Source organism: Chitinimonas arctica (genome assembly GCF_007431345.1).
Classification (GTDB): domain Bacteria; phylum Pseudomonadota; class Gammaproteobacteria; order Burkholderiales; family Chitinimonadaceae; genus Chitinimonas; species Chitinimonas arctica.
In genome coordinates this window covers 1,700,465-1,723,107 of record NZ_CP041730.1, presented here as the reverse complement: position 1 = coordinate 1,723,107, position 22,643 = coordinate 1,700,465, and the positions used below count along the sequence as shown (strand labels likewise).

The following is a 22,643-nucleotide window of genomic DNA, read 5'->3' as shown; positions in this document are numbered from 1 at the left end:
TTCCATTCCGGGTAACATCCATGTCCACCGCGCCTATCAAACTGTATTCCTTTCCCCTATCCGGCCATGCGCACCGCGTGCGGCTCGCCCTGTCGTTGCTGAAGGTACCGACTGAGATCATCGAGATCGATCTACGCCGTGGCGAGCAAAAGCAGCCGAATTTCCTGGTACTGAACAGCTTTGGCCAAGTGCCGGTCATCGACGACAACGGCACGGTCGTGGCCGACTCCAATGCCATCCTGGTCTACCTGGCGCGCCGCTATGGCAATGCCGATTGGCTGCCGACCGATGCAGTCGGGGAGGCTGCCGTGCAACGGTGGTTGTCGGTAGCGGCCGGCCTGTTGGCTTTTGGTCCGGCCGCCGCGCGGCTGGTGACGGTTTTCGGGGCGAGCTTCGATAGCGCTGAAGTAATAAGCCGTGCGCACAGGTTGCTGACGGTGCTGGAGACCGAACTGGGCCAGCGCTCCTTCCTGTGCGGTGCCAAGCCCAGCATCGCCGATATCGCCAACTACAGCTATATCGCGCATGCCCCCGAGGGCAATGTGGCACTGGACGCCTATCCGCAGGTGCGCGCCTGGCTGGGGCGGATCGAAGCCTTGCCTGGTTTCATCCCCATGCAACAGACCGCTGCCGGCCTGTTGGCCTGAACCTATACCCGGATCGGAGCGGATGATGAACGAGCGAGTGGCTGATTCGGCGGATTCTCCTTGGCATCCAGGCGAGCGGGCTATCCATGCACGCATGGGCAATAGCGCGCGGATGGAGGAGATGGGGCGGCGCGTGATACGGCGCTTCATGCCGGACCAGCATCGCCAGTTCTACCCGCAGCTGCCGTTTATCGTGGCTGGCAGTGTCGATAGCGCCGGCCGGCCCTGGGCGACCTTGATCGAGGGGCGGCCTGGCTTTATCAGCTCGCCCGATGCCACTACGCTGCGCTTGGGCGGCCTGCCGGGCCGAGGTGATCCGGTGCACGCCAGCATCCAGGCCGGTGCGCCGCTCGGCTTGTTGGGCATCGAGCTGCATACGCGCCGGCGCAACCGTATGAATGGCCTGGTGGCCGCTAGCGATGCGGAGGGTTTTACCGTGACGGTCGGGCAGGCGTTCGGTAATTGCCCGCAATATATCCAATTGCGCGCGTTCGACTTTATCCGCGAACCGGGCAGTCATTACGCCGGCGAAGTGGAAACGCTCGATGCGCTCGATACCGAAGCGAGTGCCTTGATCGCGGCGGCGGATACCTTCTTCGTCGCCAGCTATTTTCCCGGTGACGAAGACCAGCCGCTACCGAGCGTCGATGTGTCGCATCGCGGCGGCAGGCCTGGCTTTGTCCGTGTCGAGGGCCAGGTACTGAGCATTCCCGACTTCGCCGGCAATATGCACTTCAATACCCTGGGTAATCTCCTGCTCACACCGCGAGCGGGCATGGTGTTCGTGGATTTCGCCAGCGGCGATCTGCTGCAGTTGAGCGGGACGACCGAGATTGTTTTCGATGGGCCGGAAGTGGCGGCCTTCCAAGGTGCCGAACGCATCTGGCGCTTGCGTGTGGAACGGGTGGTGCGGCGCCGCGCGGTGTTGGCCTTGCGCTGGCGGCTGGATAGCTATTCACCGAATTCCCTGCTGACCGGCAATTGGCGGCAAACGGAGGAACGGCTCGCCGCCAGTGCCTTGCCGGCGAGCTGGCGGCCGTTTCGTGTCAGCCGCGTCGTACCGGAAAGCAGCACGGTAAGCTCGTTCCTGCTGGAACCGGCGGATGGCCACGCGGCCCTGCCGCATCTGGCCGGCCAGCACCTGACCATACGCGTGCCCGCCGGTGTCGAGGGCGCGCCACTGACTCGTAGCTATACCTTGTCGGCCGCACCGTCCGATGGGGTCTACCGTATCAGCGTGAAGCAGGACGGCGTGGTTTCGCAATGGCTGCATCGGCGGCTGCGGGAAGGCGATTTGATGGAAGCACTCGCCCCGCAAGGCCGTTTTACGGTGGATGCCACCGAGCAGCGCCCCCTGGTGATGTTGGCTGGCGGCATTGGTGTCACGTCGCTGCTGGCGATGCTACGGCACCTGGTGTTCGAGGGCGTGCGTAAGCGCCATATTCGGCCGATCTGGTTTATCCATGCCAGCCGCACCGTGGCGGAACGGCCTTTCGATAGCGAATTGGCCGAGCTGGCCAGGCAAGCGGGCGATGCCGTCCGCTTGGTCCGGGTGGTCAGCCGGCCGGAGGCGGGAAGTGTGCCGGGGCATCACTTCGAGTACCCCGGTCATATTGATATGGCCTTGTTGCGCACGCTATTGCCTCTCGACGACTACGATTTCTACCTGTGTGGGCCGGCCGGATTCATGCAGTCTTTGTATGACGGCCTACGCGGTCTGGGAATTGGCGATGCGCGCATCCATGCCGAGTCGTTTGGTCCGGCTGCCTTGCGGCGTGGCGATGAGGTTTCGGCCGCCGTTGCACCCTTGGCCGCGCCGGCGGCCGGTCCGGTGCAGGTGCGCTTTACCGGATCGGACCGCGTGGTCCAATGGCTGCCGGGCGGCGGTAGTTTATTGGATCTGGCCGAGCAGCATGGTCTTGGCCCCGCATCCGGCTGCCGTGGGGGACACTGTGGCAGTTGCCGCACACCGTTGCTGCAAGGTGCGGTCAGCTATGCCAGCCGACCGGCCTATGCCCCCGCGCCGGACGAGGCGCTGCTGTGTTGTGCGGTGCCAGCCGAGCAGCGGGTGGGGGAGGAGTTGGTGCTCAAATGCTGAGGGCCGCGAGGCGGTGCTATTGCAGATGCGGATCGGCGCGCAGGCGGGCCACCATCAGGTCGATAAAGGCACGTACCTTGGCGGAGCCGTGTTTGCTCTCACGGTGCAGCACATGGATGGGCAGCGGGGCTTTTTCAAATGCCGTCAGCACGGTTTGCAGGGCGCCGGATTCGCAGGGGGCGGCTGCCTGGTAGGACATCAAGCGGGTGATGCCCAGGCCGGCCCGGGCCGCTTCGATGGCGCCATCGTTGCTGGTGACGGTGAGGCGCGGTTGCAGTTTGATGGCACTCGGGGCGTGGTCGGGGCCAAAGCGCCATTCCACGCTGGGCGCGGTGCTATTGGCGGCGATGATGGTATGCCGCCGCAGTTCTTCCGGGCTTTGCGGCGTGCCATGCCGGTCCAGGTAAGCCGGCGCGGCGCATAGCACGCGCCTTACCTGGCCGACCCGTACCGCCCGCATGCCGGAGTCCGGCAGTGGTCCGATCCGTACCGCGACGTCGATGCCTTCGTCCATCAAATTCACGACGCGGTCGAGGAATAGGGCTGCAACGGTGACGTCCGTATGCTGCTGCAGATAATCGACTATGCCGGGCATGACGAAGAGTTTGCCGAACAGGACGGGTGCGGTCACGGCCAGGTGGCCGCGCGGTGTGGCGTTGATGCCGGCGGCCGCCGCATCGGCCTCGTCGGCTGCGGCGATGATGCGGCGGGCGTCATCCAGGTAGCGCTGTCCCACCTCGGTGACCCGCACGCTGCGCGTGGTCCGTTCCAATAGTTTGACGCCCAGGCGCGCTTCCAGCGCCGAAATCGCCCGGGTCACGGCCGGTGGCGACATGCCGAGCCGCCTACCGCCACCGGCAAAGCTCTCTTCATCGGCAACCGCCACGAATACCGTCATCAGTTGCATGCGATCCATTTGCTTCCCTTCACCTCGTGGGGCCGATTGTAGCTAACGCACCGTCATTACGGCATGGCCTGGCTCCCCGGGGCTTATATACGCAGCACCTGCAATTGGCGCACCCCTAGCCGGATTTCCTCGGCGGATAATGCAGCAAACCCCAGCAACCAACCATCGCGTCCCGGTTCCGCCAGGTAAAGCGAGCGCAGACTCGGTGTCGCCACGCCTAGGGCTTGCGCTTGCCGGGTCAGGTGCGCCTCGCTGCCTGGCGGCAATTCAACCAGCAACTGCAAGCCGCCAGGGCTGGGCTGTACGCGCAATAGATGAGGGAGCTTGGCATCGAGTTCCTCGATCAGCAGTGCGCGGCGGCTGCGGTATAGCTGGCGCATATAGCGCAGGTGCGCGGCAAAATGGCCGCGCGCGATAAAGTCTGCCGTTACGGCCTGCATCAATTGGCTGCCATGGCCGTCATAGATGGTTCGCACCGTGCAGGCGGGTTCCACCAAGGCTGGCGGCAGCACCGCATAGGCTAGGCGCAGCGAGGGGAACAAGGCTTTGGAGAAGGTGCCGAGATAGATGACCCGCTCGTGCCGGTCCAGCCCCTGCATGGCTGGCAGCGGACGGCCGTCGTAGTGAAATTCGCTGTCGTAGTCGTCCTCGATGATCCAGCTGCCATGTTTACGGGCGATTTCCAGCAAGGCCAGGCGGCGTGTCAGGCTCAGTGCGCAGCCGCTGGGGTACTGGTGCGAAGGGGTGAGGTAGATCAGGCGCGGTGGCGGCAGATCGTCGCCGGGGCACATGCCCTCGCCGTCAACCGGCACCGCCACCAGCCTGGCGCCGGCTGCGGCCAGGGCGGTGCGTGCGCCGCGATAGCCGGGCTCTTCCAGCCAGACCACATCACCTTCATCCAGCAGCAGTGAGCCGAGCAGATGCAGCGCTTGCTGGGAGCTGGTCAGTACCAACACCTGCTCGGCACCAGCCCGAACATCGCGGGCCTGCTGCAGATAAGCCGCGATGGCGGCCCGCAGCGGAGCGTAACCCTGTGGGTCGCCATAAGCCGCCAAGGTTGCGGCATCGCGGCGCAAGCGCTGGTTACACAGTTGGCGCCAAGTGTCATGCGGAAAGGCGCGCAGATCGGGACTGCCTGCGGCGAAGGCCAGCGGTGTGCGTGGATCGCGGCAGCCACCGCCGCGCACCAGTTGGTGACCGCGCTGCGACAGCGCGGCGAGCTGGCTACCGCGCAAGGGCTGCTCCGCCTCGACGGGCCGGGCGAAACGCGCCGCCACGAAGCTGCCCTGGCCGACCCGCCGGGTGAGATAACCCTCCGCTTCCAGTTGGCCGTAGGCCGCTTCCACGGTGACACGCGAGATGCCCAAGTCGGCAGCCAAGGTACGAGAGGCCGGCAGCCGTGCCGGGTAGGGGACCGCACCGGAGCGTATCGCCTCGCGCAAGGCGGTGCACAGCTGCGCGCGTAAGGGTAGGGAGGTGCTTTGTGCGGCCTGGAAGAGGTTCAGCCACATGCCTGGTTGCGTACTGCTCATGGGTATTGGTCTTGTCTATGTGGACAAATTGGCCTTATTTATACAGCCAATCCGAGCCAAACTGCCTGCACCAATCGAACGAGGACCTGGCAATGACCCAACAAGCTTCCGTCGTACTGCAGATACCCGCTCCCCTCCCGGCCGACAGCGCCGCCTATATGCAAGCCAAACTGGCCTTTCACACCGATGCCTGGGATGTGGCGGAGGATCTCAAGGCTGGCGTTAGCGAGATCGTCGTGGTCGATACGCGGGCGAACGCCCACTACCTGGCGGGCCATATTCCCGGCGCCATCAGCTTTCCCCATCGCACGATGGATGCGGAAAGCACGGCCGGGCTGGATAGGGACAAGACCTATATCACTTACTGCGACGGTATCGGCTGCAACGGCTCGACGCAGGGTGCCTACAAATTGGCGCGGCTGGGCTTCAAGGTGAAGGAAATGCTGGGCGGGGTCGATTTCTGGCTGCGGGACGGCCACCCGCTGGTCAGCGGCGCGGAAGCCGGACAACTGTCGCCGGATCTGCCCGAATCATCCTGCGGTTGTGCCTGAGCGTGGAAGATGGCACGTCCATTCGGCCGGCGGTACAAAGCGACACCGTCGGCCTGGCCAGCCTGTGTGCGGAGCATGCGGCTTTTGAAAGGCTAGGCTACGTGGCCGACGGGCATGCCGCGCGCTTGGCTGCCGCGATGGCGCGCGGCGAGGTCAAGATCTGGGTGGCTTGCGCGGGCGAGCAGCTGGTGGGGTATGCCGCGCTGACCAGGGAGTTTTCCACGCTTGCTGGCAGCGCGTATCTGCATATGGATTGCCTATACGTGCGCGCGGCATGGCGGAACCGCCGGATCGGCGAGCGTTTGATGGCGGAGCTGCAAACCTTTGGCCGACAGTTGCGGTATGCGGCCCTGCAGTGGCAAACGCCGGATTGGAATCATGATGCCATACGATTCTATCGGCGATTGGGTGCCAGCCAATTGGTCAAGGCGCGCTTCCGTTTGGCGATCTGAGCAGCGGTATCACGGGCATAAGCATTCCGTTTTGCGGAATGAAGTCTTGCGTCTGGCGACTGTTCCGCGGGTTGGCGGCATTTGGCAAAGTAGCGCCGGTACGCCACCCAGGAACCCTCCCATGCAAACCGATAGCACCTCCGCCCGTCCACCATTGCCGCCATTCACCGAAGACAGTGCCAAACAAAAGGTGCGCCTGGCTGAAGATGGCTGGAATAGCCGCGACCCCGCCAAAATTGCGCTCGCCTATACCGCCGACAGTCGCTGGCGCAACCGCAGCGAATTTCCCAAAGGGCGGCACGAGATCGTTGCCTTCCTGGCAGCCAAGTGGCGCCGCGAGCACGAGTACCGTCTGATCAAGGCTTTATGGGCGCACGCGGGTAATCGCATTGCAGTGCGCTTTGCCTATGAATGGCACGACGATCGCGGACAATGGTTCCGCTCTTACGGCAATGAGAATTGGGAATTCGATGCAGAAGGGTTGATGCAGGTGCGTTTGGCCAGCATCAACGACCTGGCCATCGCAGAAGCAGACCGACTATTCCACTGGCCGTTGGGGCGCCGCCCGGATGAACATCCGGGCCTCGATGAATTGGGACTCTGAGCGAATCAGGCGTCCAACGCCCGCAGATGCTTGCGCACCGACAACATGGCACCGGCCAGACTGAGGCCGATCACGGTCGCAAGCGTCAGTAACAACACATCGAACGGCGGTAGGGTCAGGGAGAACTGCTCGCCATATAGCTTGGCCAATTGACTGACCGGCCCGCTCAACCTGTCGAGGCTGAAGGCCACCACGGCGATGCCGACCAGGCCACCCAACCCCCCCTGCAGGGCGGCGAAGTAGAGAAAGGGGCGGTGGATAAAGCTGTTGGTGGCACCGATCAGCTTGCACACTTCGATTTCTTCGCGGCGGGTCAGGATCTGCATGCGGATCAGATTGGCGGTGACCAGCAGCAGGCCGGCGCCGAACAGCACGGCTACCGTCAGGGTGGCTTCCCGGCCCAGGGCGATGATGCTGCCCAGGCGGTGGGCCCATTCCGAATCGAGCTGCACATGTTCGACCGCCGGGTCGGCCTTGAGCACGCTTTCCAGCGCGCCGAGCGAGGCGGCTTCGCTGTTCTTGAGCGTCAGGCTGAAAGCGTCCGGCAGGGGGTTGTCACCCAGTCCGGCCAGCATGTCGGCCATGCCGCTGGACTGCTCCAGCTCGCGCAGCGCTTCATGCTTGGCGATATAGCGGACCGTGCTGACCTCGGGGCGTTTGGCCAGCAAGGCTTGCAGGCGGCTGATGTCGGCGCTGCCGGCATGGGGGTGCAGGAAGATGCTGGCCTGTGGATCGGCATGCAGCCGACCGGACAATTGTCCCAGATTGCCGACCAGGGTGAGCAGGCCCAAGGGCAGTGCCACGGCAATGCCCACCACCAGCAGATTGAGGAGGGATGCCAGTGGACTGGCGACAAATAAACGCAACGTCGCGCTCAGCGCGAGCCGATGCAGGCGGAACCAATGTTTCAATTTGTTTCCTTATCCCTAAGTGAACTGACCCTTGGCCAGACGCAGGATGCGGCGGCCGTAATCGGCCATCAGCGACTCGTCATGGGCCGAAATCACGATGGTGACGCCCACCTGGTGGAAGCTCTTGAACAATTCCATGATATCGAGCGCGTAGGCCCGGTCCAGGTTGCCGGTGGGTTCGTCGGCCAGCAGGATGCTGGGACGGTGCACCACGGCCCGGGCAATGCAGAGGCGCTGCTGTTCGCCGCCGGACAGCGAAATCGGGTTGGTTTTTTCCCGCCCCAGCAGACCGACCTTGTCCAGTGCGGCGCGGGCTCGGCGGGCGGCTTCGCGGCGGTCATAGCCGACAATGTCCAGCGGCAGCATGACATTGTCGAACACGCTGCGGTCGAACAGGATTTTATGGTCCTGGAAGATCAGTCCCAGATGGCGGCGCAGGAACGGTACGGCGCCTGAACGGATGGCGGCCAGGTTCTGGCCGTTGACCACCACCGAGCCACTGGTGGGGCGCTCGATGCCGGCGATCAGCTTGAGCAGGGTGGACTTGCCGGCGCCGGAATGGCCGGCCAGGAACACCAGTTCGCCGGTCTCGATCTGGAAGCTGAGGTTTTTCAGGGCTTCGTAGCCACCTGGGTAGCGTTTGCCGACCTGGTTGAATTGAATCACGGGGCGCCGTCCATTGCAGGGTGTGGGAGCGTGCTATTCGATCAGCGCGTCGACATAGTCGGCTGCTTCGAATGGACGCAGGTCGTCTATGCCTTCGCCCACGCCGATAAAGCGTAGTGGGATGGCCTTTTGCTTGGCGATGCCGGCGATCACGCCGCCCTTGGCCGTGCCGTCCAGCTTGGTCAATACCAGGCCGGTCAGGCCCAGGGCGTCGTCGAACGCCTTGACCTGCTGCAACGCGTTCTGGCCGGTGTTGGCGTCCAGTACCAGCAGGATTTCGTGCGGGCCGGTCGGGTCTGCCTTGGCGATAACCCGTTTGACCTTGGCGATTTCATCCATCAGGTGCAATTGCGTGGGCAGACGGCCGGCGGTGTCGGCCAGGACGATATCGATGCCACGGGCACGGGCGGCATTGATGGCGTCGAAGCAGACCGCCGCCGAATCGCCGCCGTCCTGGGCGATGACCGTAACGTTGTTACGCTCGCCCCAGGCAGCCAGCTGCTCGCGCGCGGCGGCACGGAAGGTATCGCCGGCGGCCAGCAGCACGCTCTTGCCCTGGCCCTGGAAGTACTTGGCCAACTTGCCGATACTGGTGGTCTTGCCGGCGCCGTTGACGCCCGCCACCATGATGATGAAGGGTTTGTGGCCCTCGACCACCAAAGGTTTTTCCAGGGGCGCGATCAGATCGGTCAGGGCACCCTTGAGCGCGCCGCGCAGTTCGCTGGCATCCTTCAACCCTGCCAGGCTAACGCGTTGGCGTACATCCTTGAGCAGGTGCACGGTGGCGTCCACGCCCATGTCGGCGGTCAGCAGCACGGTTTCCAGCTCTTCGTACAGGTCTTCGTCGATCTGGCCGCCGCCGAACAGGGCAGCCAGTTCCTTGCCCAGCTTGTCGCGGGTCTTGGCCAGGCCGGCCTTCAGCTTGTACTGCCAGACTTCCTTGGAAGCTTGGGCGACATCCTTGGCCAATACCGTGACATCGGTATTGAGCACCTCGACGGTTTTTTGCCAGAAGGATTTTTCTTCCACGACGGGCGCGTTGGCCGTGGCAAGGGGGGCGGGTTCCGGTGCGGCTGCCGGCGCGGGCGGCGCCACCGGTGCGGCCGGCGCCGGGGCGCTGCCGCCGACCAAGCTGCCGACGTCCGTATTGAGCGCCTTCCAGAGCTTTTTGCCCCAACCGGCTTGCGAATCTTGCGGGGTCTGGCTGTCTGACATCGTGTGGGGATTTCTTCCGAATCGGGGTGATAAGACGAGTTGGGGTAGGATTCTAGCCTTTCCACCCCGCCAGCCCAAGCCTGGGCTTTGCCGGCCTGGCCTCGCGGCCATGCCGCATGGTCCGGCAAGCCGCACCACAGGCCGATCGGCGGCGGGGGAGCCTTTACTTGCCAGCCCGATATCGACCCTGCCCATGCCGAAACTTGTTCCTAAAACCACCGCGCCGGTGCGCGGCCGCAATCAACTGCGCATCATCGGCGGTGAATACCGCCGCCGCATCCTACCCTTTCCCGATGGCGAGGGCTTGCGTCCCACGCCGGACCGGGTGCGCGAAACCCTGTTCAACTGGCTGGGCCAGGAGTTGCATGGCTGGCGCTGCCTGGATCTCTTCGCCGGCTCCGGCGCCTTGGGCTTCGAAGCGGCCTCGCGTGGCGCCGCGCGGGTGGTGATGGTGGAGCAGGCCAGGCCGGCCATCCAGTCGCTGCGCGACAACCAGCAGCTTTTGAAGGCAGCGGCCATCGATGTGGTGGCGGCTGATGCGGTCAGCTGGTTGGCGCAATGCCGAGAGCAGTTCGACGTGGTGTTTCTTGACCCACCCTTCGCCAGCGATCTGCTGCCGCGTGTGCTGGCCGCTTTGCCGGGCGTATTGGCGGAGGGGGCGCAGGTGTATATCGAGACGGCTGACTGGCCTGAATTGACGGGCTGGACTTTGCTGCGGGAAGGGAAAGCCGGAGCGGTGAAGTACGGCTTGTTGGCCAGAGCGTAGCGGGAGAAGGTGGTTGAGTAGCCCCCCTGACAGGCGTCAAGGGGGCTGCCAGTGCCGATGTCGCTTAGTTGGCAGGTTCGGCTGGCGGTACTGTCGCAGCCGCGGCCGGTAGACCCATCTGCCAAGGCAGCGGGATCGGGGTGCCGTTGACGGTCAGGCTACCGCCCAGCCATTGGGCGCTGCTGCTCAGCATATCGCCGTCGGCGCGGATCAGGTTCTGCTCGGTCAGCTTGCGGATATTGCTTTCCATCAGATTGCGCGCCAGGTTATCCAGCTCTTCGGTATCCGGCTGTTCGCCTTCTTCGGTGTCGATGGCGATGGCGCCACGCGCCTTCCACAGCACGACGGTCTCGACAACTTGCTTAGGTACCTTCAGGTCGGCCTTGGCTTGCAGCTTTTCCAGCAGCTTGATCGGATTGTCCAGATCCTTGTCCTCGAAGCCCTTCAAGGACAGGGCGGCCTGCAGCGAGACTTCGCCTTCGGGCAGTTTTACCGACAGCCGCTTGATGGCCAGCGAAGGATCATTGCGCAGCAGCGGCAAGCCTTCGTTGCGGAACACCTTGAGCATCTTGCCGGCTTGCTCGGCCGGGTCGGCGACTTCGCGCTGTACCTGTGCCATGGCCTTGCTCAGCTTGAACAGGGTGGGGCCGTGCAGATGGTTGGCCGAGACCGACAGGGCGGCTGGACCATAATTTTTGCCATTGAGGGCCAGCGTCTTCAGGTCGATATCGCCACCCGAATTGATGAACTCTCCCTCGGCGCTGGTGCGGACCTGGTAGCTCAAGCCATCCATCTTTACATCCATGGGATGGTCTTTTTCGAGCTGGGTAAAGGCTGCCGAAGCAAGCGTCATCTTGCCTTCGCCCAGCATGATGCCGGCCGCGCCACGGGTATTGCTCGATTCGAAGCGCAGCTCCTTCACGTCCAGGGTGACCTTGTCGTTGGCTTCAAAGTGCAGGCCGGGCGCAACGGCGGAGATGGCGATGCTGTTGAAATCGCCGCCATAGCTGATCGAGGCATCCATGCCTTGCCAGACCGCCTTGACCTTGGATAGGGCTTCTTCATGGTTGAAGCTGGGGATCTTGACCAGCACGACGCCATCGTCGTCGAAACGGATGCGGTTTTCGATCTGCAGCGGCTTTTGCTCGCCGAAGAATTTCTTCAGGAAAGCTTGGGTTTCTGCCGTGAATTCGATGTCGGTGGTGACCACGGCCTTGAAGGGCGAAAAATTGCCCGACAGCAGCAGGGGCAGCGGACCATGCTTGATGGTCTGGGTATAGGTCATTTCCGGCTTGATCTTGCCCAGGCCTTCCAGCATCAGGATATGGTAGGGCTTGATCAGGTTCGGGCTGAGCGCAATGGTGGTGCGCTCTTGCGAGCTGAAGATGCCGCGCGTGTATTGGCGCGACTTGACGACGAAGTAGGGCAGGTCGGCCACCAGTTGATGTTGCTTGGCCAGGGTGATCTCGGCTTGCTTGCCGGCCCACCAGCTGGCGCCGGTGTAGGCAAGCGCGGCGCTGCCAATGGCGGCGAGGGCAATGAGTAGGGGCTTTTGCTTCACGGGGTGACAGACCTTGTGATGTACGGATTGCGGGGTGGAAAAGCGGGTGCCGGGCGGACAGTACCGCACCGGCACATGGATGCGATCTTAACCGCGACGGCGGCGGGCAGCCAAACCGACCAGGCCCAGGCCGGCCAGCAACAGGGCATAGGTTTCAGGTTCTGGTACCGCAGCTACCTTGAAATTATCGAGACCGGCCGTTTCGGAGACGCCGTTATGGAATTCGGTCTGGATGGTGACGCCGGTGACATTGTTCAATACCGCTGCCAGATTGCTGCCCCACAGGGTCGGCGAGAGTAGGGCGGAATAGCGATGCCATTGGCCATCCTGGGAGGGCGAGGCGGGCGGTGCGACCTTGAGCGTGACCGAGCCGGCGCTGCCGAAGATGGTCACTTCGCCGAACCCGTCCCAGTCGGCCGATTCGGCGCTGAGGTTGAGGCCGTCAAAGGAGAGCGTGCCGCCCAGGTAGCTGGACCAGCTGCCCAGCGCGGAGCCGGGCGCGATGGCCAGCATGCTGGCATCGTTGCCATCATGGATGGACAGAAAACCACCGCTATTACCGCCGCTGGCGACATGGCTGAGTACACCATCGGTGGCGGTCCAGCCTTGCGCATCGGTATCGAACGAGTAATTCAGATCGGCCTGCGCGGAGGCGGAAAATGCCGCGGCCATCAAACCCAATGCCAGTAACGAGGATCTCATGCGTGATGCTCCTTGAAGTGCAGTTTGCGTATGTATGGCCGGCAGGGCGCCACGGCAGCCGAAAGACCGCCGCGGCGCCGTGCGTGGCTCAGTTGATTTGCTTCGCCAGTTCCGTGGCGTAGCCAATATAGCCGGCCGGAGTGAGTTGCAGCAGCCGGTTTTTCTCTTCATCGGGTATAGCCAGGGTCTTGATGAAGGCGTGCAGGGTGTCGCGGTTGATGCCTGCCTTGCCGCGGGTAAGGTCCTTCAACTGCTCGTAGGCGTTCGGCACGGCGTAGCGGCGCATCACGGTCTGGATTGGCTCGGCCAGCACTTCCCAATTGGCATCCAGGTCACGCGCCATGGCGTCCGGATTGGCCTGCAGCTTGTCCAGGCCCTTGATGGCCGAGGCATAGCCAAGCAGGGTGTAGCCCAAGGCGACGCCCATATTGCGCAGCACGGTCGAGTCGGTCAGGTCGCGCTGCCAGCGCGAGATCGGTAGCTTCTGGCTGAGATGGGTCAGCATGGCGTTGGCCATGCCCAGATTGCCTTCGGAATTCTCGAAGTCGATGGGATTGACCTTGTGCGGCATGGTCGAGCTGCCGACTTCGCCTTCCTTGACCTTCTGCTTGAAGAAACCCAGCGAGATATAGCCCCAGATATCGCGGTTCATATCGATAAGGATGGTGTTGGCGCGGGCAAAGGCGTCGAACAACTCGCTCATGTAATCGTGCGGTTCGATCTGGATGGTGTAGGGATTGAACGCAATACCCAGCGATTCGACGAAGCGCTGGGCGAAAGCGGGCCAGTCCACTTCGGGGTAGGCGACCTGGTGGGCGTTGTAGTTGCCGACCGCGCCATTGATCTTGCCCAATAGTTCGACTTCGCCGATGCGCTTGAGCTGGCGTTCCAGCCGATAGGCGACATTGGCGAATTCCTTGCCCATGGTGGTCGGGGTGGCGGGCTGGCCGTGGGTGCGCGACATCATGGGCTTGTCGGCCAATTCCTGCGCGATGGCCTTGAGCCGGTCGACGATGGCGGTCAGCTGCGGCAGCATGGCCTGTTCGCGGCCGGCCTTCAGCATCAGCGCGTGCGACAGGTTATTGATGTCTTCGGAGGTGCAGGCGAAATGCAGGAATTCGCTGACCGGGCCGATTTCGGGATTCCCCGACAAGCGCTCCTTCAGCCAGTACTCGATGGCCTTGACGTCGTGGTTGGTGCGGCTTTCGATCGCCTTCACCTCTTGCGCATGCGCCTCGGTGAACTGACTGACCAGCTCGTCCAGTTCGGTGATGGTGGCGGCGGAAAAAGCCGGCACTTCGATGATGCCCGGCTCGCTGGCGAGTGCCTTGAGCCACTCCACCTCCACGCGAACCCGATGCTTGATCAGCGCGTATTCGCTGAAGCAGTCGCGCAGGGCGTTGACCTGCTTGTGGTAACGGCCGTCGAGCGGGGAAAGGGCGGTAAGGGTAGAGAGCGTCATCGCGGGCAAAAATCCAGTCAAAACAAGCGCGGGATTTTAGCACGGACGGCTATGGGCCCACGCGCGTGCAAGAAAAAAGCGGCCGGACGGCAGTGCGGTAATTTTGCCGAAGGGGCGATGAAATAAAGCCCGCCGCGCCGGTTTTTACCGGGGCGACGGGCCTTTCAGCATTACTTGCTGACGCGGATATTGCCGTTATAGCTGCCGGCGTCGCTGTTGTAGGTCATGGGGCCGGTCAGGCGCAGCTTGCCGTCCTTTTCGCCCAGCGTCAGGGTGTAGTTGGCGTTCTGGTGCTTGACCACCAGCTTGCCGCTGTTGAAGGTGCCGGGCGCGAAGGGCTCGCTCAGGTCGCCATAGGGGGTGTCGAACATGGTGGCCTTGCCGATCACGTTGTCGCCGTTGAGCTGCTCGATCTCGATCACGGTCTTGCCTTCGTAGCCCATGCTGTCGATGGTCCATTTGCCTTCCCAGCGGCCCACCAAGGGGGTGGCGGATGCTGTGGCTGCTGCTTGGGCGATCGGCTGGGCGGCGGGCACGGGGCGGACGGATTCGGCGGGTTTCAGCTGTTCCACCGGCTTGGGCGGCCTTGGCAGCTTCGCTGGAGCAGCAGGCTCGACGGGGGCGCTGGCGCAGCCCGCCAGCAGCGAGAGGGCCAAGGCGAGACCGAGGGCGGAAAGGTGTTTCATGGTGATGTCTCCGGATTTTAATTAGGAAAGATTACAAAGCGAGCTTCGCGGCGCATGGCGAATGATGGCACGTCAAACCAAGCGCTCGCTAGTCAATTGCCCAAATGCACCATCTCCAGATGCTTGAGACTTCGGCCCAGGAAACGCTCGCCCATGGTCTGAAAGCGCAAGGGGATATCGGTAACGTAGTAACGATAGTTCGGTTCGCCGCGCTGTGGATTGGCGAGATCCAGTTCGATCAGGGTACCGGCCACTTGCTCGGCCACGCTGACGGCCGAATCGACCAGCCGCACGGTGGGGCCTGCTTCCTGTGCCAGCAACGGTTTCAGTAGCGGGTAGTGGGTACAGCCCAGGACCAGGGTGTCGATGTTTTCGGCGAGTACCGGCCGCAGATACTCTTGCGCGGTCAAGCGGGTCACCTGGTGGTCAAGCCAGCCTTCCTCGACCAGGGGCACCAGCAGCGGACAGGCTTGCGAATAGACGCGCGCCTCCGGATTCAAGGCATGCACGCCGCGGGCGTAGGCATTGGAGTTGACCGTGGTCGGGGTGGCGATGACGCCGATATGGCCGCTGCGGGTAGTGGCGACCGCATTGCGGGCGCCGGCATCGATGACATCCAGCACCGGTACCGAGACCCGTCTGCGTACGGAATCGGCGGCGACGGCGGCCATGGTGTTGCAGGCGATCACCAGCAGCTTGACCTCATGCTGCAGCAGGAAATCGACGATCTGGTGGGTGAATTGCTCGATGGTGCTGACGGATTTCACCCCATACGGCACCCGCGCGGTATCGCCGAAATAAACGATATCTTCGAAAGGCAGCCGTTCCATCAGCGCGCGGGTGACGGTCAGGCCACCGATGCCGGAGTCGAAAACCCCGATGGGGCGGGAGGCGCGTGCTAATGGCATGGCGGGAACTCTGGAGAAGGGGCGGCGTGGTGTCGCGGGTATTCGATTTTACTTGTTTGGTGCCGGGCGTGTCCGCTCCGCGTGTTGGGCCAATGCCCAGGCGACATGCTCGCGTACCAGATCGGAAGGATCGTCGCGCCGTGCGTGCAGGGCCGCCAGCACGGCGGGGGTGCCGGGTGCATTGCCCAGGCCGACGGCGATATTGCGCAGCCAGCGCTCATAGCCGATGCGGTAGATGGCGGTGCCGGCCAGTTTTTGCATGAATTCCGCCTCGGTCCAGCCGAAGACCTCGGCCAGGCTGACGTCATCCAGGCCATTGCGTACGGCGAAATCGCTTTCCGTTGCGTCCACCGCGAAACGGTTCCACGGGCAAACCAGTTGGCAATCGTCGCAGCCGTAGACGCGATTGCCGATCAAGGGACGGAATTCGACGGGTATGGCGCCCTTCAGCTCGATGGTCAGATAGGACACGCAGCGGCGGGCGTCGACCCGGTAAGGCGCGACGATGGCTTGGGTGGGGCAGATATCGATGCACTTGGTGCAGCGGCCGCAGTGTTCCTGCGGCAAGGGCGGGTCCAAGGGCAGTGGCAGGTCGGTAAACAGCTCGCCCAGGAAGAAAAACGAGCCGTGCTCGCGGTTCAATAGCAAGCTGTGCTTGCCGCGCCAACCCAGCCCGGCACGCACGGCGGCCTCCACTTCCATGACCGGTGCCGAATCGACAAAGGGGCGATAGCCGAATGTGCCGACTGCTTTTTCGATACGTTCTGCCAGTTTCTGTAGGCGATTACGCAGCACCTTGTGATAATCGCGACCCAGTGCATAACGCGAGACGAAGGCAGCTTCGCCGTCGGCCAGTACGGCCTCGCTATCGCGGGCCTTGGGCGGTCGGTAATTCATGCGCAGCGAGATCAGCCGGCGGGTGCCGGGTACCAATTCGGCGGGACGGGCGCGCTTGGTGCCGTGCGCCGCCATATAATCCATCTCGCCGTGATTGCCGGCGGCCAGCCAGGCTTGCAGATTTTGCTCTGCCGCCGGGCCCAGGTCGGCGTCGCCGATCACGGCCGCGTCGAAACCCAGCTCGGCCGCCCAGCGCTTGATATCGGCGGCCAGGGCGGCCCAGTCTCGTTCAGCATCGGATTGAGTGACTTCATGCATAGCCAAGATCATACCCTGAGCGCCTTCCTGCCAGACGAAGCCGCGACGCTGGCCATGGGCGAAGTGCTCGCGCAAGCGCTGCGCGGCGGTTTGGTAATTTTCCTGCAGGGCGACCTGGGAGCGGGCAAGACCACCCTGACGCGCGGTATATTGCGCGGCCTGGGTTACGTGGGGAGGGTGAAAAGCCCTACCTATACATTGGTTGAACCTTACGTAGTTTCTAACTTATACTTCCATCACTTTGATTTATATAGGTTTGCTGATCAGCTTGAGTGGGAGGACGCCGGTTTCCGGGAGATGTTCAATCCGGCCAGCGTCTGCCTGGTGGAATGGCCGGACAAGGCGGCGGATCTGCTGCCGCAACCGGACTGGACCGTCGATCTTCTTCCGCAAGCCCAAGGACGCGCTTTCCGGCTCGTCGCCAGCACACCCAACGGAGCTGCATGTCTCGCAACCTTGACCGCTTCCGCCCCGACCCCACCCGCCGCTTGATGCTGCAGGGCGCGGTGGCGGGGCTGCTTTTTGGCATTGCCCCCCGCGCCTTCGCCGGCAGCGGGGTGGTGGCCGTTCGCGTCTGGCCTTCCCACGCCTATACCCGTATCACGGTCGAATCGACCGCGCCGCTGAAGTTCAACCAGTTCATGGTGCCCGATCCGGATCGGCTGGTGGTCGATCTGGAGGGCGCCGACTGGGGCAATGAACTGGCCAGCATCGGCCAGCGCATCGGCAGCGAGGATCCCTACGTCAAGCAACTGCGGGCTGGCCGCTACAAGCCCGGCACCGTGCGGGTGGTATTGGACCTGAAGGCCGAAATCAAGCCGCAGGTCTTCACCCTGGAGCCCTTCGGCGAGTATCAGCACCGCTTGGTGATCGACCTCTATCCGGCCAAGCCGGAGGACCCGCTATTGGCCTTGCTGGACGACGGTAAGAACATGCCGGCCGGCAAGCCGGAGAAGGGGCCGGGCAAGCCTGCGTCCGATCCGGCGGAGCAACGCGACAAGCTGGATATCAGCCGGCTGGTGACCGTCGCCATCGATCCCGGCCACGGCGGCGAAGACCCCGGTGCGGTCGGGCAGGGCGGGACCTATGAGAAAACGGTCACGCTTGCCATCGGCAAGAAGCTCAAGGCCATGATCGACAAGCAGCCGAACATGCGGGCGGTGTTGACGCGCGACGACGACTACTTCGTGCCCCTGGGCCAGCGGGTGGTGAAGGCGCGCAAGGTCGGCGCCGACCTGTTTATGTCCATCCATGCGGATGCCTTCGTCAAGCCCGATGCGCGCGGCTCTTCCGTCTTCACCCTGAGTGAGCGCGGAGCGACCAGTACCGCCGCCAAGTGGCTCGCGCAAACGCAGAACGAATCGGATCTGATCGGCGGGGTGAAGATGAATGTGCGCGATCCGCACCTGGCGCAAACCCTGTTGGATCTGACCCAGACCGCCACCATCAACGACAGCCTCAAGCTGGCCAAGGCCATGCTGTCGCAAATCGGTGAAATCAACCGGCTGCATCGCGGCCAGGTCGAGCAGGCGGCCTTTGCCGTGCTAAAGGCGCCGGATATCCCTTCCATCCTGGTGGAGACGGCCTTTATCTCCAATCCGGAAGAAGAGAAAAAGCTGGCGGACGAAAACTACCAGGACAAGATGGCCGATGCCTTGCTGAATGGCTTGAAGCGCTACCTGGCGAAGAACCCGCCGCTGGCGCGCAATAAGCTCGTTTAGACGATCGCTTCTACGAGATCGGCGAATCGCGCTGCCGCAGGGAGTTTTCCACGGCGGTGATCAATTTGGCGGCGGTGAAGGGTTTCACGACAAAACCGCAGGCGCCCAGGCTCATCGCCGATTTGACCCGCGGCAAGGTCGCTTCGCCGCTGACCATGACGACCCGTGGGGGGCGGCGCATGCGCCGCAGCGCGGCCAGCACGTCGATGCCGTCCGAGCCGGGAAGATTGATGTCGAGCAGCACGATGGTCGGGGATTTGTCCTGGCAGCCCTTCAAGCCCTCCTCGCCATTCACGGCTGAACCGGCATAAAGAAAACCGGCATCGGACAGGATGCCGCGGATCAGCGAGCGCAGTACGCTATCGTCATCAATGACGTAAAAGCTTGGTTTTTCCCCCATCATTCCTTCTCCCGGGCGGTGCCGGGCCGGCTGTTATACTGCCGGCTCTCCTTGCCGCTAGTGTTGCCAGATGTCCAAAATCCGCCCCTTGCCCGACCACCTAGTCAATCAGATCGCTGCCGGCGAGGTCGTGGAGCGGCCGGCTTCTGCATTGAAGGAGTTGCTGGAAAACAGTCTGGATGCGGGGGCCGGCGCTGTCAGCGTAGACCTCGCCGAAGGGGGATGCAAACTGATACGGGTCAGCGATGACGGCGGCGGCATCGCGCGCGAGGAGTTGGCCTTGGCGCTCAGCCGCCATGCCACCAGCAAGATCGCCAGCCTGGAAGACCTGCACCGGGTCAGTACCCTCGGTTTTCGGGGCGAGGGCCTGGCCAGTATCGCCTCGGTCTCGCAACTGCTGCTGAGCAGCCGCCTGGCCGGCGGGGACCAAGCCTGGCGGGTGGCTGCCGATAATGGCCAGATCCACGAGGCCGAGCCGGCCGCGTTGGCGGCGGGCACCACCATCGAAGTGCGCGATCTGTATTTCAATGTGCCGGCCCGCCGTAAATTCCTGAAGACTGCCAGTACCGAGTACGCCCACTGCGAGGATGTATTCAAACGCATCGCGCTGTCCCGGCCCGATCTGGCCTTGATGATGACCCACAATGGCAAGGTGCAGTGGCGTCTCAAGATGGAGAGCCCGGCCGAGCGCATGCGCGCGGTACTGGGCAACGAATTCGCCGACAGCATGCTGGCCATCGACGAAGCCGCCGGTCCGCTGCGCCTGCGCGGGTTCGCCGGCTCGCCGACCATTTCACGCTCGGGCCGCGATGCCCAGTTCGTGTTCGTGAATGGCCGTTTTGTGCGCGACAAGGTGGTGCTGCACGCGGTGCGCGAAGCCTACCGCGATGTACTGCACCTGGATCGCCAACCGCTCTATGTGCTGTTTATCGAGCTGGATCCGGAAGGGGTCGACGTGAATGTCCATCCCACCAAGACCGAGGTACGGTTCCGCGAATCGCAAGCCATCCACCGCTTTCTGTTCCATTCGCTCAACAAGGCCTTGGCGAGTACCCGTGCCGGCGCCTTGCCGGCTGTCGGTGCGACGGCACTGACCGATGGCGTGCCGGCGGACGCCGAGACGTCGCCCTTTGCGCAAGCAGCGGCACCGGCACCCTACGCGGCACCGAGTTTCCAGCAGATCCGCATGCCGCTGGCGTCCCGTACCGAGGGCGCTGGAGACTTCTACGGCACCCTGTTCAGCGGGGTGCGCGAGGCCGAGCGGAAAGCGCCGGCCTGTAGCGCACCGCCATCGTTCAGTCCGGTTGCCGCGCGCAACGGACTGCCTGCGAGCGAAGACGATTTCCCGCCGCTGGGTTTCGCGCTGGCGCAATTGCATGGCGTCTATGTACTGGCCCAGATCCGCGACGGCTTGATCGTGGTGGATATGCATGCTGCCCATGAGCGGGTGGTATACGAAAAGCTAAAAACTGCGCTCGATACCGATAGCCTACCAACCCAGCCCATGCTTATTCCATTGGCTTTCCCGGCCGACCGGCTCGATGTGGCGACGGTGGAGGAGCACGGCGAGGCGCTGGCCCAACTGGGTTTCGAGATGGCGGTACTGGGCCCGAATCAACTGGCGGTGCGCTCGATTCCCATGTTGTTGCGCGATGCCGATCCGGTCGAACTGGCCCGCTCGGTCCTGGCCGATATCCGCGAGGTGGGCGCCAGCCGCGTACTGACCGAAAAACGCGACGAGCTGTTGGCCAGCATGGCCTGCCACGGCGCGGTGCGCGCCAATCGTAGCCTCACCTTGCCGGAAATGAACGCGCTGCTGCGCGAGATGGAAGCGACCGAACGGTCCGGTCAGTGCAACCACGGCCGGCCCACCTGGTTCAGGCTGTCGATGAACGAGTTGGACAAACTATTCATGCGGGGCCAGTGATGAGTACCGCGCTATTGGTCAAGATATTTGCCGCGCCGGCGCTGATCGGCCTCGCCAGTTTGGCCGGCAAGCGTTGGGGGCCCAATGTGGCCGGCCTGATGGGCGGCCTGCCGCTGGTGGGTGGACCGGTGGTATTGGCGCTGTGGCTGAGCCAGGGCAGTCCGTACGCGATCGAGGTGGCCCGGGCCGCGCCGGTCGGTGTGTGGGCCAATATCGTCTATATGCTGCTGGTCGGCTATGCCAGTGCCCGGTGGCGTTGGTATATCGCCATTCCGATCGGTTGGGCCGGCTATGTCACGGCCGGCCTGGCGCTTGATTTCACCGGACTGTCCCATTCCGCCCTGCTGGGTTTGGCGGTCTTGCCCGGCCTATGGCTGGCGGCGACCCGATGCCTGCCCAAGCCCCAGGCAGCACCGCCGCCGGCCCGCTTGCCGCGCATCGAATTGGTGACGCGCATGCTGGCGGCCGCTACGCTGGTGCTGTCGCTGACCGCGGCCGCCAGCCTGTTCGGTCCGACCCTGACCGGTATCTTCACAGGCGCGCCGGTCGCGGCGACGGTGATCCCGGCCTTTACCTTCGCCAATGCCGGCCGCGATGCCTTGTTATTGGCCCTGCGCGGTTTTCTGACCGGACTGATGGGATTTGCGGTGTTCTTCATGGTGTTGGGGCATAGCGCGGACGCGCTGGGTGGCTGGGCCTTCGCACCGGCGCTGGTCGCCGGCCTGTTGGTGGGCCTGGTGGCTACCCGCCTGGCGGGGAGGGCATCATGAGCGCCCACGGTGTACTGCCGCCGGCCATCTTTCTGATGGGCCCCACCGCCAGCGGCAAGACCGCGCTGGCGGTCAGCCTGTTGCGGCAACTGCCGGTGGAGCTGATCTCGGTCGATTCCGCCCTGGTCTACCGCGATATGGATATCGGCACTGCCAAGCCCGATGCGGCTACCCTGGCGGAGGCGCCCCATCATCTGATCGACCTGATCGACCCGACCGAAAGCTATTCGGCCGCGCGTTTTTGCGACGATGCCTTGCCGCTGATGGCCGATATCAGCGCGCGCGGCAAGATTCCGCTACTGGTCGGCGGCACCATGCTGTACTTCAACGCCCTCCAATATGGCTTGCACGATCTGCCGCGCGCCGATCCATCGATGCGCGCCCAACTGGAGGCGGACGCGGCCGAGTCGGGCTGGCCGGCCATGCATGCGCGGCTGGCGCAACTCGACCCGCCTACCGCTGCCCGCTTAAGCGCCAACGACAGCCAGCGGATCGGCCGGGCCCTGGAAGTGGTGCTGGTCTCGGGCAAGCCCATGTCGCAGTGGCTGGCGGAACAGAGCAACGCGGCCTTGCCCTACCGGCTTTGCAAGATCGCCCTGCTGGCCGAGCAGCGGGCCGTGCTGCATGACCGTATCGCGCTGCGCTTCGAGCAGATGCTGGCGGACGGCCTGCTCGATGAATTGGAGGCGCTGCGGCGCCACTACCCGCTCGATCCCGATATGCCGTCCATGCGCTGCGTCGGCTATCGGCAGGCCTGGCAATACCTGGAAGGCTATATCGACATGGCCGGCCTGCGCGAGACTGGCATCGCCGCCACCCGCCAGTTGGCCAAACGCCAGATTACCTGGTTGCGCGGCATGGACGATACGCAGGCCTTCGATTGCCTGCGGCCGGATTTGGAGGCGGCGGTGTTGGCTTGTATCGAGGCAACGCTGCCGTAGTGCCGGGTGGGGAAGTCCTATGGACTACAGGATTTCCCACTTTGCCGCGGCAACGGCAGCG

The 22,643-nt window shown here is 63.6% G+C and carries 23 protein-coding genes; 11 read left to right on the top strand and 12 right to left on the bottom strand.

Features of this window, described 5'->3' with window-relative positions; genetic code table 11:
* Nucleotides 1–20 precede the first annotated feature (20 nt).
* Both FNU76_RS07715 and FNU76_RS07710 read left to right on the top strand, forming a co-directional pair.
* On the top strand, nt 21–647 hold the full coding sequence (locus FNU76_RS07715; protein ID WP_144277654.1) for a glutathione S-transferase family protein: 627 nt from the start codon (nt 21–23) through the stop codon (nt 645–647).
* A gap of 94 nt (nt 648–741) precedes the next feature.
* Nucleotides 742–2,745: a 2Fe-2S iron-sulfur cluster-binding protein gene (locus tag FNU76_RS07710; protein ID WP_223879263.1), complete on the top strand. Its 2,004-nt coding sequence runs from the start codon at nt 742–744 to the stop codon at nt 2,743–2,745.
* A gap of 16 nt (nt 2,746–2,761) precedes the next feature.
* Here FNU76_RS07710 and FNU76_RS07705 read toward each other — a convergent pair whose 3' ends face one another.
* Together FNU76_RS07705 and pdxR are read right to left on the bottom strand one after the other, a co-directional pair.
* Nucleotides 2,762–3,661 (bottom strand): LysR family transcriptional regulator, encoded by a 900-nt coding sequence (locus tag FNU76_RS07705; protein ID WP_144277653.1) that lies wholly within the window; start codon nt 3,659–3,661, stop codon nt 2,762–2,764.
* 74 nt (nt 3,662–3,735) lie between these two features.
* The gene (gene pdxR / locus FNU76_RS07700) at nt 3,736–5,184 is read right to left on the bottom strand and encodes a MocR-like pyridoxine biosynthesis transcription factor PdxR (RefSeq protein WP_144277652.1); all 1,449 of its coding nucleotides are present in this window, start codon (nt 5,182–5,184) and stop codon (nt 3,736–3,738) included.
* A 92-nt stretch (nt 5,185–5,276) separates the two neighbouring features.
* Between pdxR and FNU76_RS07695 the strand changes: the two genes are divergently transcribed.
* From FNU76_RS07695 to FNU76_RS07685, 3 genes are all read left to right on the top strand, one after another.
* On the top strand, nt 5,277–5,735 hold the full coding sequence (locus tag FNU76_RS07695; RefSeq protein ID WP_144277651.1) for a rhodanese-like domain-containing protein: 459 nt from the start codon (nt 5,277–5,279) through the stop codon (nt 5,733–5,735).
* A gap of 2 nt (nt 5,736–5,737) precedes the next feature.
* The gene (locus FNU76_RS07690) at nt 5,738–6,187 is read left to right on the top strand and encodes a GNAT family N-acetyltransferase (protein ID WP_144277650.1); all 450 of its coding nucleotides are present in this window, start codon (nt 5,738–5,740) and stop codon (nt 6,185–6,187) included.
* Nucleotides 6,188–6,308: 121 nt separating this feature from the next.
* A complete protein-coding gene (locus FNU76_RS07685) occupies nt 6,309–6,791 on the top strand; it encodes a nuclear transport factor 2 family protein (protein ID WP_144277649.1) in 483 nt (160 codons plus the stop codon).
* A 5-nt stretch (nt 6,792–6,796) separates the two neighbouring features.
* On the opposite strand, the gene ftsX is transcribed toward FNU76_RS07685, so the two are convergent.
* Genes ftsX through ftsY form a run of 3 tightly spaced genes read right to left on the bottom strand, consistent with a single transcriptional unit; the run spans nt 6,797 to nt 9,583 of the window.
* The gene (gene ftsX / locus FNU76_RS07680) at nt 6,797–7,702 is read right to left on the bottom strand and encodes a permease-like cell division protein FtsX (RefSeq protein ID WP_144277648.1); all 906 of its coding nucleotides are present in this window, start codon (nt 7,700–7,702) and stop codon (nt 6,797–6,799) included.
* A gap of 15 nt (nt 7,703–7,717) precedes the next feature.
* Nucleotides 7,718–8,368 (bottom strand): cell division ATP-binding protein FtsE, encoded by a 651-nt coding sequence (gene ftsE / locus FNU76_RS07675; protein WP_144277647.1) that lies wholly within the window; start codon nt 8,366–8,368, stop codon nt 7,718–7,720.
* Between the two features lie 33 nt (nt 8,369–8,401).
* On the bottom strand, nt 8,402–9,583 hold the full coding sequence (gene ftsY / locus FNU76_RS07670; protein WP_223879262.1) for a signal recognition particle-docking protein FtsY: 1,182 nt from the start codon (nt 9,581–9,583) through the stop codon (nt 8,402–8,404).
* A 193-nt stretch (nt 9,584–9,776) separates the two neighbouring features.
* Between ftsY and rsmD the strand changes: the two genes are divergently transcribed.
* A complete protein-coding gene (gene rsmD / locus FNU76_RS07665) occupies nt 9,777–10,349 on the top strand; it encodes a 16S rRNA (guanine(966)-N(2))-methyltransferase RsmD (protein ID WP_144277646.1) in 573 nt (190 codons plus the stop codon).
* 64 nt (nt 10,350–10,413) lie between these two features.
* Here the strand turns inward: rsmD and FNU76_RS07660 are convergent, their stop codons facing one another.
* From FNU76_RS07660 to queG, 6 genes are all read right to left on the bottom strand, one after another.
* Nucleotides 10,414–11,910 (bottom strand): YdgA family protein, encoded by a 1,497-nt coding sequence (locus FNU76_RS07660; protein ID WP_179958390.1) that lies wholly within the window; start codon nt 11,908–11,910, stop codon nt 10,414–10,416.
* A gap of 87 nt (nt 11,911–11,997) precedes the next feature.
* Nucleotides 11,998–12,612 (bottom strand): PEP-CTERM sorting domain-containing protein, encoded by a 615-nt coding sequence (locus FNU76_RS07655; RefSeq protein WP_223879261.1) that lies wholly within the window; start codon nt 12,610–12,612, stop codon nt 11,998–12,000.
* 88 nt (nt 12,613–12,700) lie between these two features.
* Nucleotides 12,701–14,074 carry an adenylosuccinate lyase gene (gene purB, locus FNU76_RS07650; protein ID WP_144277644.1) on the bottom strand — a complete coding sequence of 458 codons (1,374 nt, stop codon included), beginning with the start codon at nt 14,072–14,074 and terminating at the stop codon, nt 12,701–12,703.
* Nucleotides 14,075–14,244: 170 nt separating this feature from the next.
* A complete protein-coding gene (locus FNU76_RS07645; protein ID WP_144277643.1) occupies nt 14,245–14,760 on the bottom strand; it encodes a hypothetical protein in 516 nt (171 codons plus the stop codon).
* A gap of 92 nt (nt 14,761–14,852) precedes the next feature.
* Nucleotides 14,853–15,668, bottom strand: a complete 816-nt coding sequence (gene murI / locus FNU76_RS07640) for a glutamate racemase (protein ID WP_144277642.1) — start codon at nt 15,666–15,668, stop codon at nt 14,853–14,855.
* 48 nt (nt 15,669–15,716) lie between these two features.
* Nucleotides 15,717–16,823 (bottom strand): tRNA epoxyqueuosine(34) reductase QueG, encoded by a 1,107-nt coding sequence (gene queG / locus FNU76_RS07635; RefSeq protein WP_144277641.1) that lies wholly within the window; start codon nt 16,821–16,823, stop codon nt 15,717–15,719.
* On the opposite strand from queG, the gene tsaE reads away from it, so the two are divergent.
* Entirely contained in the window at nt 16,818–17,315 is a 498-nt protein-coding gene (tsaE, locus tag FNU76_RS07630; RefSeq protein WP_144277640.1) for a tRNA (adenosine(37)-N6)-threonylcarbamoyltransferase complex ATPase subunit type 1 TsaE, read from the top strand. The two genes, queG and tsaE, sit on opposite strands and share 6 nt — an antisense overlap.
* Nucleotides 17,267–18,544, top strand: coding sequence for an N-acetylmuramoyl-L-alanine amidase (locus tag FNU76_RS07625; RefSeq protein ID WP_144277639.1), 1,278 nt, complete (start codon nt 17,267–17,269; stop codon nt 18,542–18,544). The genes tsaE and FNU76_RS07625 overlap by 49 nt, the downstream gene beginning before the upstream one ends.
* A gap of 10 nt (nt 18,545–18,554) precedes the next feature.
* Here the strand turns inward: FNU76_RS07625 and FNU76_RS07620 are convergent, their stop codons facing one another.
* A complete protein-coding gene (locus FNU76_RS07620) occupies nt 18,555–18,947 on the bottom strand; it encodes a response regulator (protein ID WP_144277638.1) in 393 nt (130 codons plus the stop codon).
* A 67-nt stretch (nt 18,948–19,014) separates the two neighbouring features.
* On the opposite strand from FNU76_RS07620, the gene mutL reads away from it, so the two are divergent.
* From mutL to miaA, 3 genes are read left to right on the top strand one after another with little or no spacing between them, the layout of a single operon-like run.
* On the top strand, nt 19,015–20,871 hold the full coding sequence (gene mutL / locus FNU76_RS07615; RefSeq protein WP_144277637.1) for a DNA mismatch repair endonuclease MutL: 1,857 nt from the start codon (nt 19,015–19,017) through the stop codon (nt 20,869–20,871).
* Nucleotides 20,871–21,641 carry a hypothetical protein gene (locus FNU76_RS07610; RefSeq protein ID WP_144277636.1) on the top strand — a complete coding sequence of 257 codons (771 nt, stop codon included), beginning with the start codon at nt 20,871–20,873 and terminating at the stop codon, nt 21,639–21,641. The genes mutL and FNU76_RS07610 overlap by 1 nt, the downstream gene beginning before the upstream one ends.
* The gene (gene miaA, locus FNU76_RS07605) at nt 21,638–22,582 is read left to right on the top strand and encodes a tRNA (adenosine(37)-N6)-dimethylallyltransferase MiaA (protein WP_144277635.1); all 945 of its coding nucleotides are present in this window, start codon (nt 21,638–21,640) and stop codon (nt 22,580–22,582) included. Before FNU76_RS07610 ends, miaA begins: the two co-directional genes overlap by 4 nt.
* Nucleotides 22,583–22,643 lie beyond the last annotated feature (61 nt).

What these genes read in the sequence shown, in the direction of transcription:
- rsmD (WP_144277646.1), top strand. Translation starts at nt 9,777, where the DNA reads ATGCCGAAACTTGTTCCTAAAACCACCGCGCCGGTGCGCGGCCGCAAT.
- queG (WP_144277641.1), bottom strand. Translation starts at nt 16,823, where the DNA reads ATGCATGAAGTCACTCAATCCGATGCTGAACGAGACTGGGCCGCCCTG.
- FNU76_RS07685 (WP_144277649.1), top strand. Translation starts at nt 6,309, where the DNA reads ATGCAAACCGATAGCACCTCCGCCCGTCCACCATTGCCGCCATTCACC.
- FNU76_RS07710 (WP_223879263.1), top strand. Translation starts at nt 742, where the DNA reads ATGGGCAATAGCGCGCGGATGGAGGAGATGGGGCGGCGCGTGATACGG.
- FNU76_RS07715 (WP_144277654.1), top strand. Translation starts at nt 21, where the DNA reads ATGTCCACCGCGCCTATCAAACTGTATTCCTTTCCCCTATCCGGCCAT.
- pdxR (WP_144277652.1), bottom strand. Translation starts at nt 5,184, where the DNA reads ATGAGCAGTACGCAACCAGGCATGTGGCTGAACCTCTTCCAGGCCGCA.
- murI (WP_144277642.1), bottom strand. Translation starts at nt 15,668, where the DNA reads ATGCCATTAGCACGCGCCTCCCGCCCCATCGGGGTTTTCGACTCCGGC.
- FNU76_RS07620 (WP_144277638.1), bottom strand. Translation starts at nt 18,947, where the DNA reads ATGATGGGGGAAAAACCAAGCTTTTACGTCATTGATGACGATAGCGTA.
- tsaE (WP_144277640.1), top strand. Translation starts at nt 16,818, where the DNA reads ATGCATAGCCAAGATCATACCCTGAGCGCCTTCCTGCCAGACGAAGCC.
- FNU76_RS07610 (WP_144277636.1), top strand. Translation starts at nt 20,871, where the DNA reads ATGAGTACCGCGCTATTGGTCAAGATATTTGCCGCGCCGGCGCTGATC.
- FNU76_RS07655 (WP_223879261.1), bottom strand. Translation starts at nt 12,612, where the DNA reads ATGAGATCCTCGTTACTGGCATTGGGTTTGATGGCCGCGGCATTTTCC.
- ftsY (WP_223879262.1), bottom strand. Translation starts at nt 9,583, where the DNA reads ATGTCAGACAGCCAGACCCCGCAAGATTCGCAAGCCGGTTGGGGCAAA.
- FNU76_RS07645 (WP_144277643.1), bottom strand. Translation starts at nt 14,760, where the DNA reads ATGAAACACCTTTCCGCCCTCGGTCTCGCCTTGGCCCTCTCGCTGCTG.
- FNU76_RS07625 (WP_144277639.1), top strand. Translation starts at nt 17,267, where the DNA reads ATGTCTCGCAACCTTGACCGCTTCCGCCCCGACCCCACCCGCCGCTTG.
- FNU76_RS07695 (WP_144277651.1), top strand. Translation starts at nt 5,277, where the DNA reads ATGACCCAACAAGCTTCCGTCGTACTGCAGATACCCGCTCCCCTCCCG.
- FNU76_RS07705 (WP_144277653.1), bottom strand. Translation starts at nt 3,661, where the DNA reads ATGGATCGCATGCAACTGATGACGGTATTCGTGGCGGTTGCCGATGAA.
- miaA (WP_144277635.1), top strand. Translation starts at nt 21,638, where the DNA reads ATGAGCGCCCACGGTGTACTGCCGCCGGCCATCTTTCTGATGGGCCCC.
- purB (WP_144277644.1), bottom strand. Translation starts at nt 14,074, where the DNA reads ATGACGCTCTCTACCCTTACCGCCCTTTCCCCGCTCGACGGCCGTTAC.
- mutL (WP_144277637.1), top strand. Translation starts at nt 19,015, where the DNA reads ATGTCCAAAATCCGCCCCTTGCCCGACCACCTAGTCAATCAGATCGCT.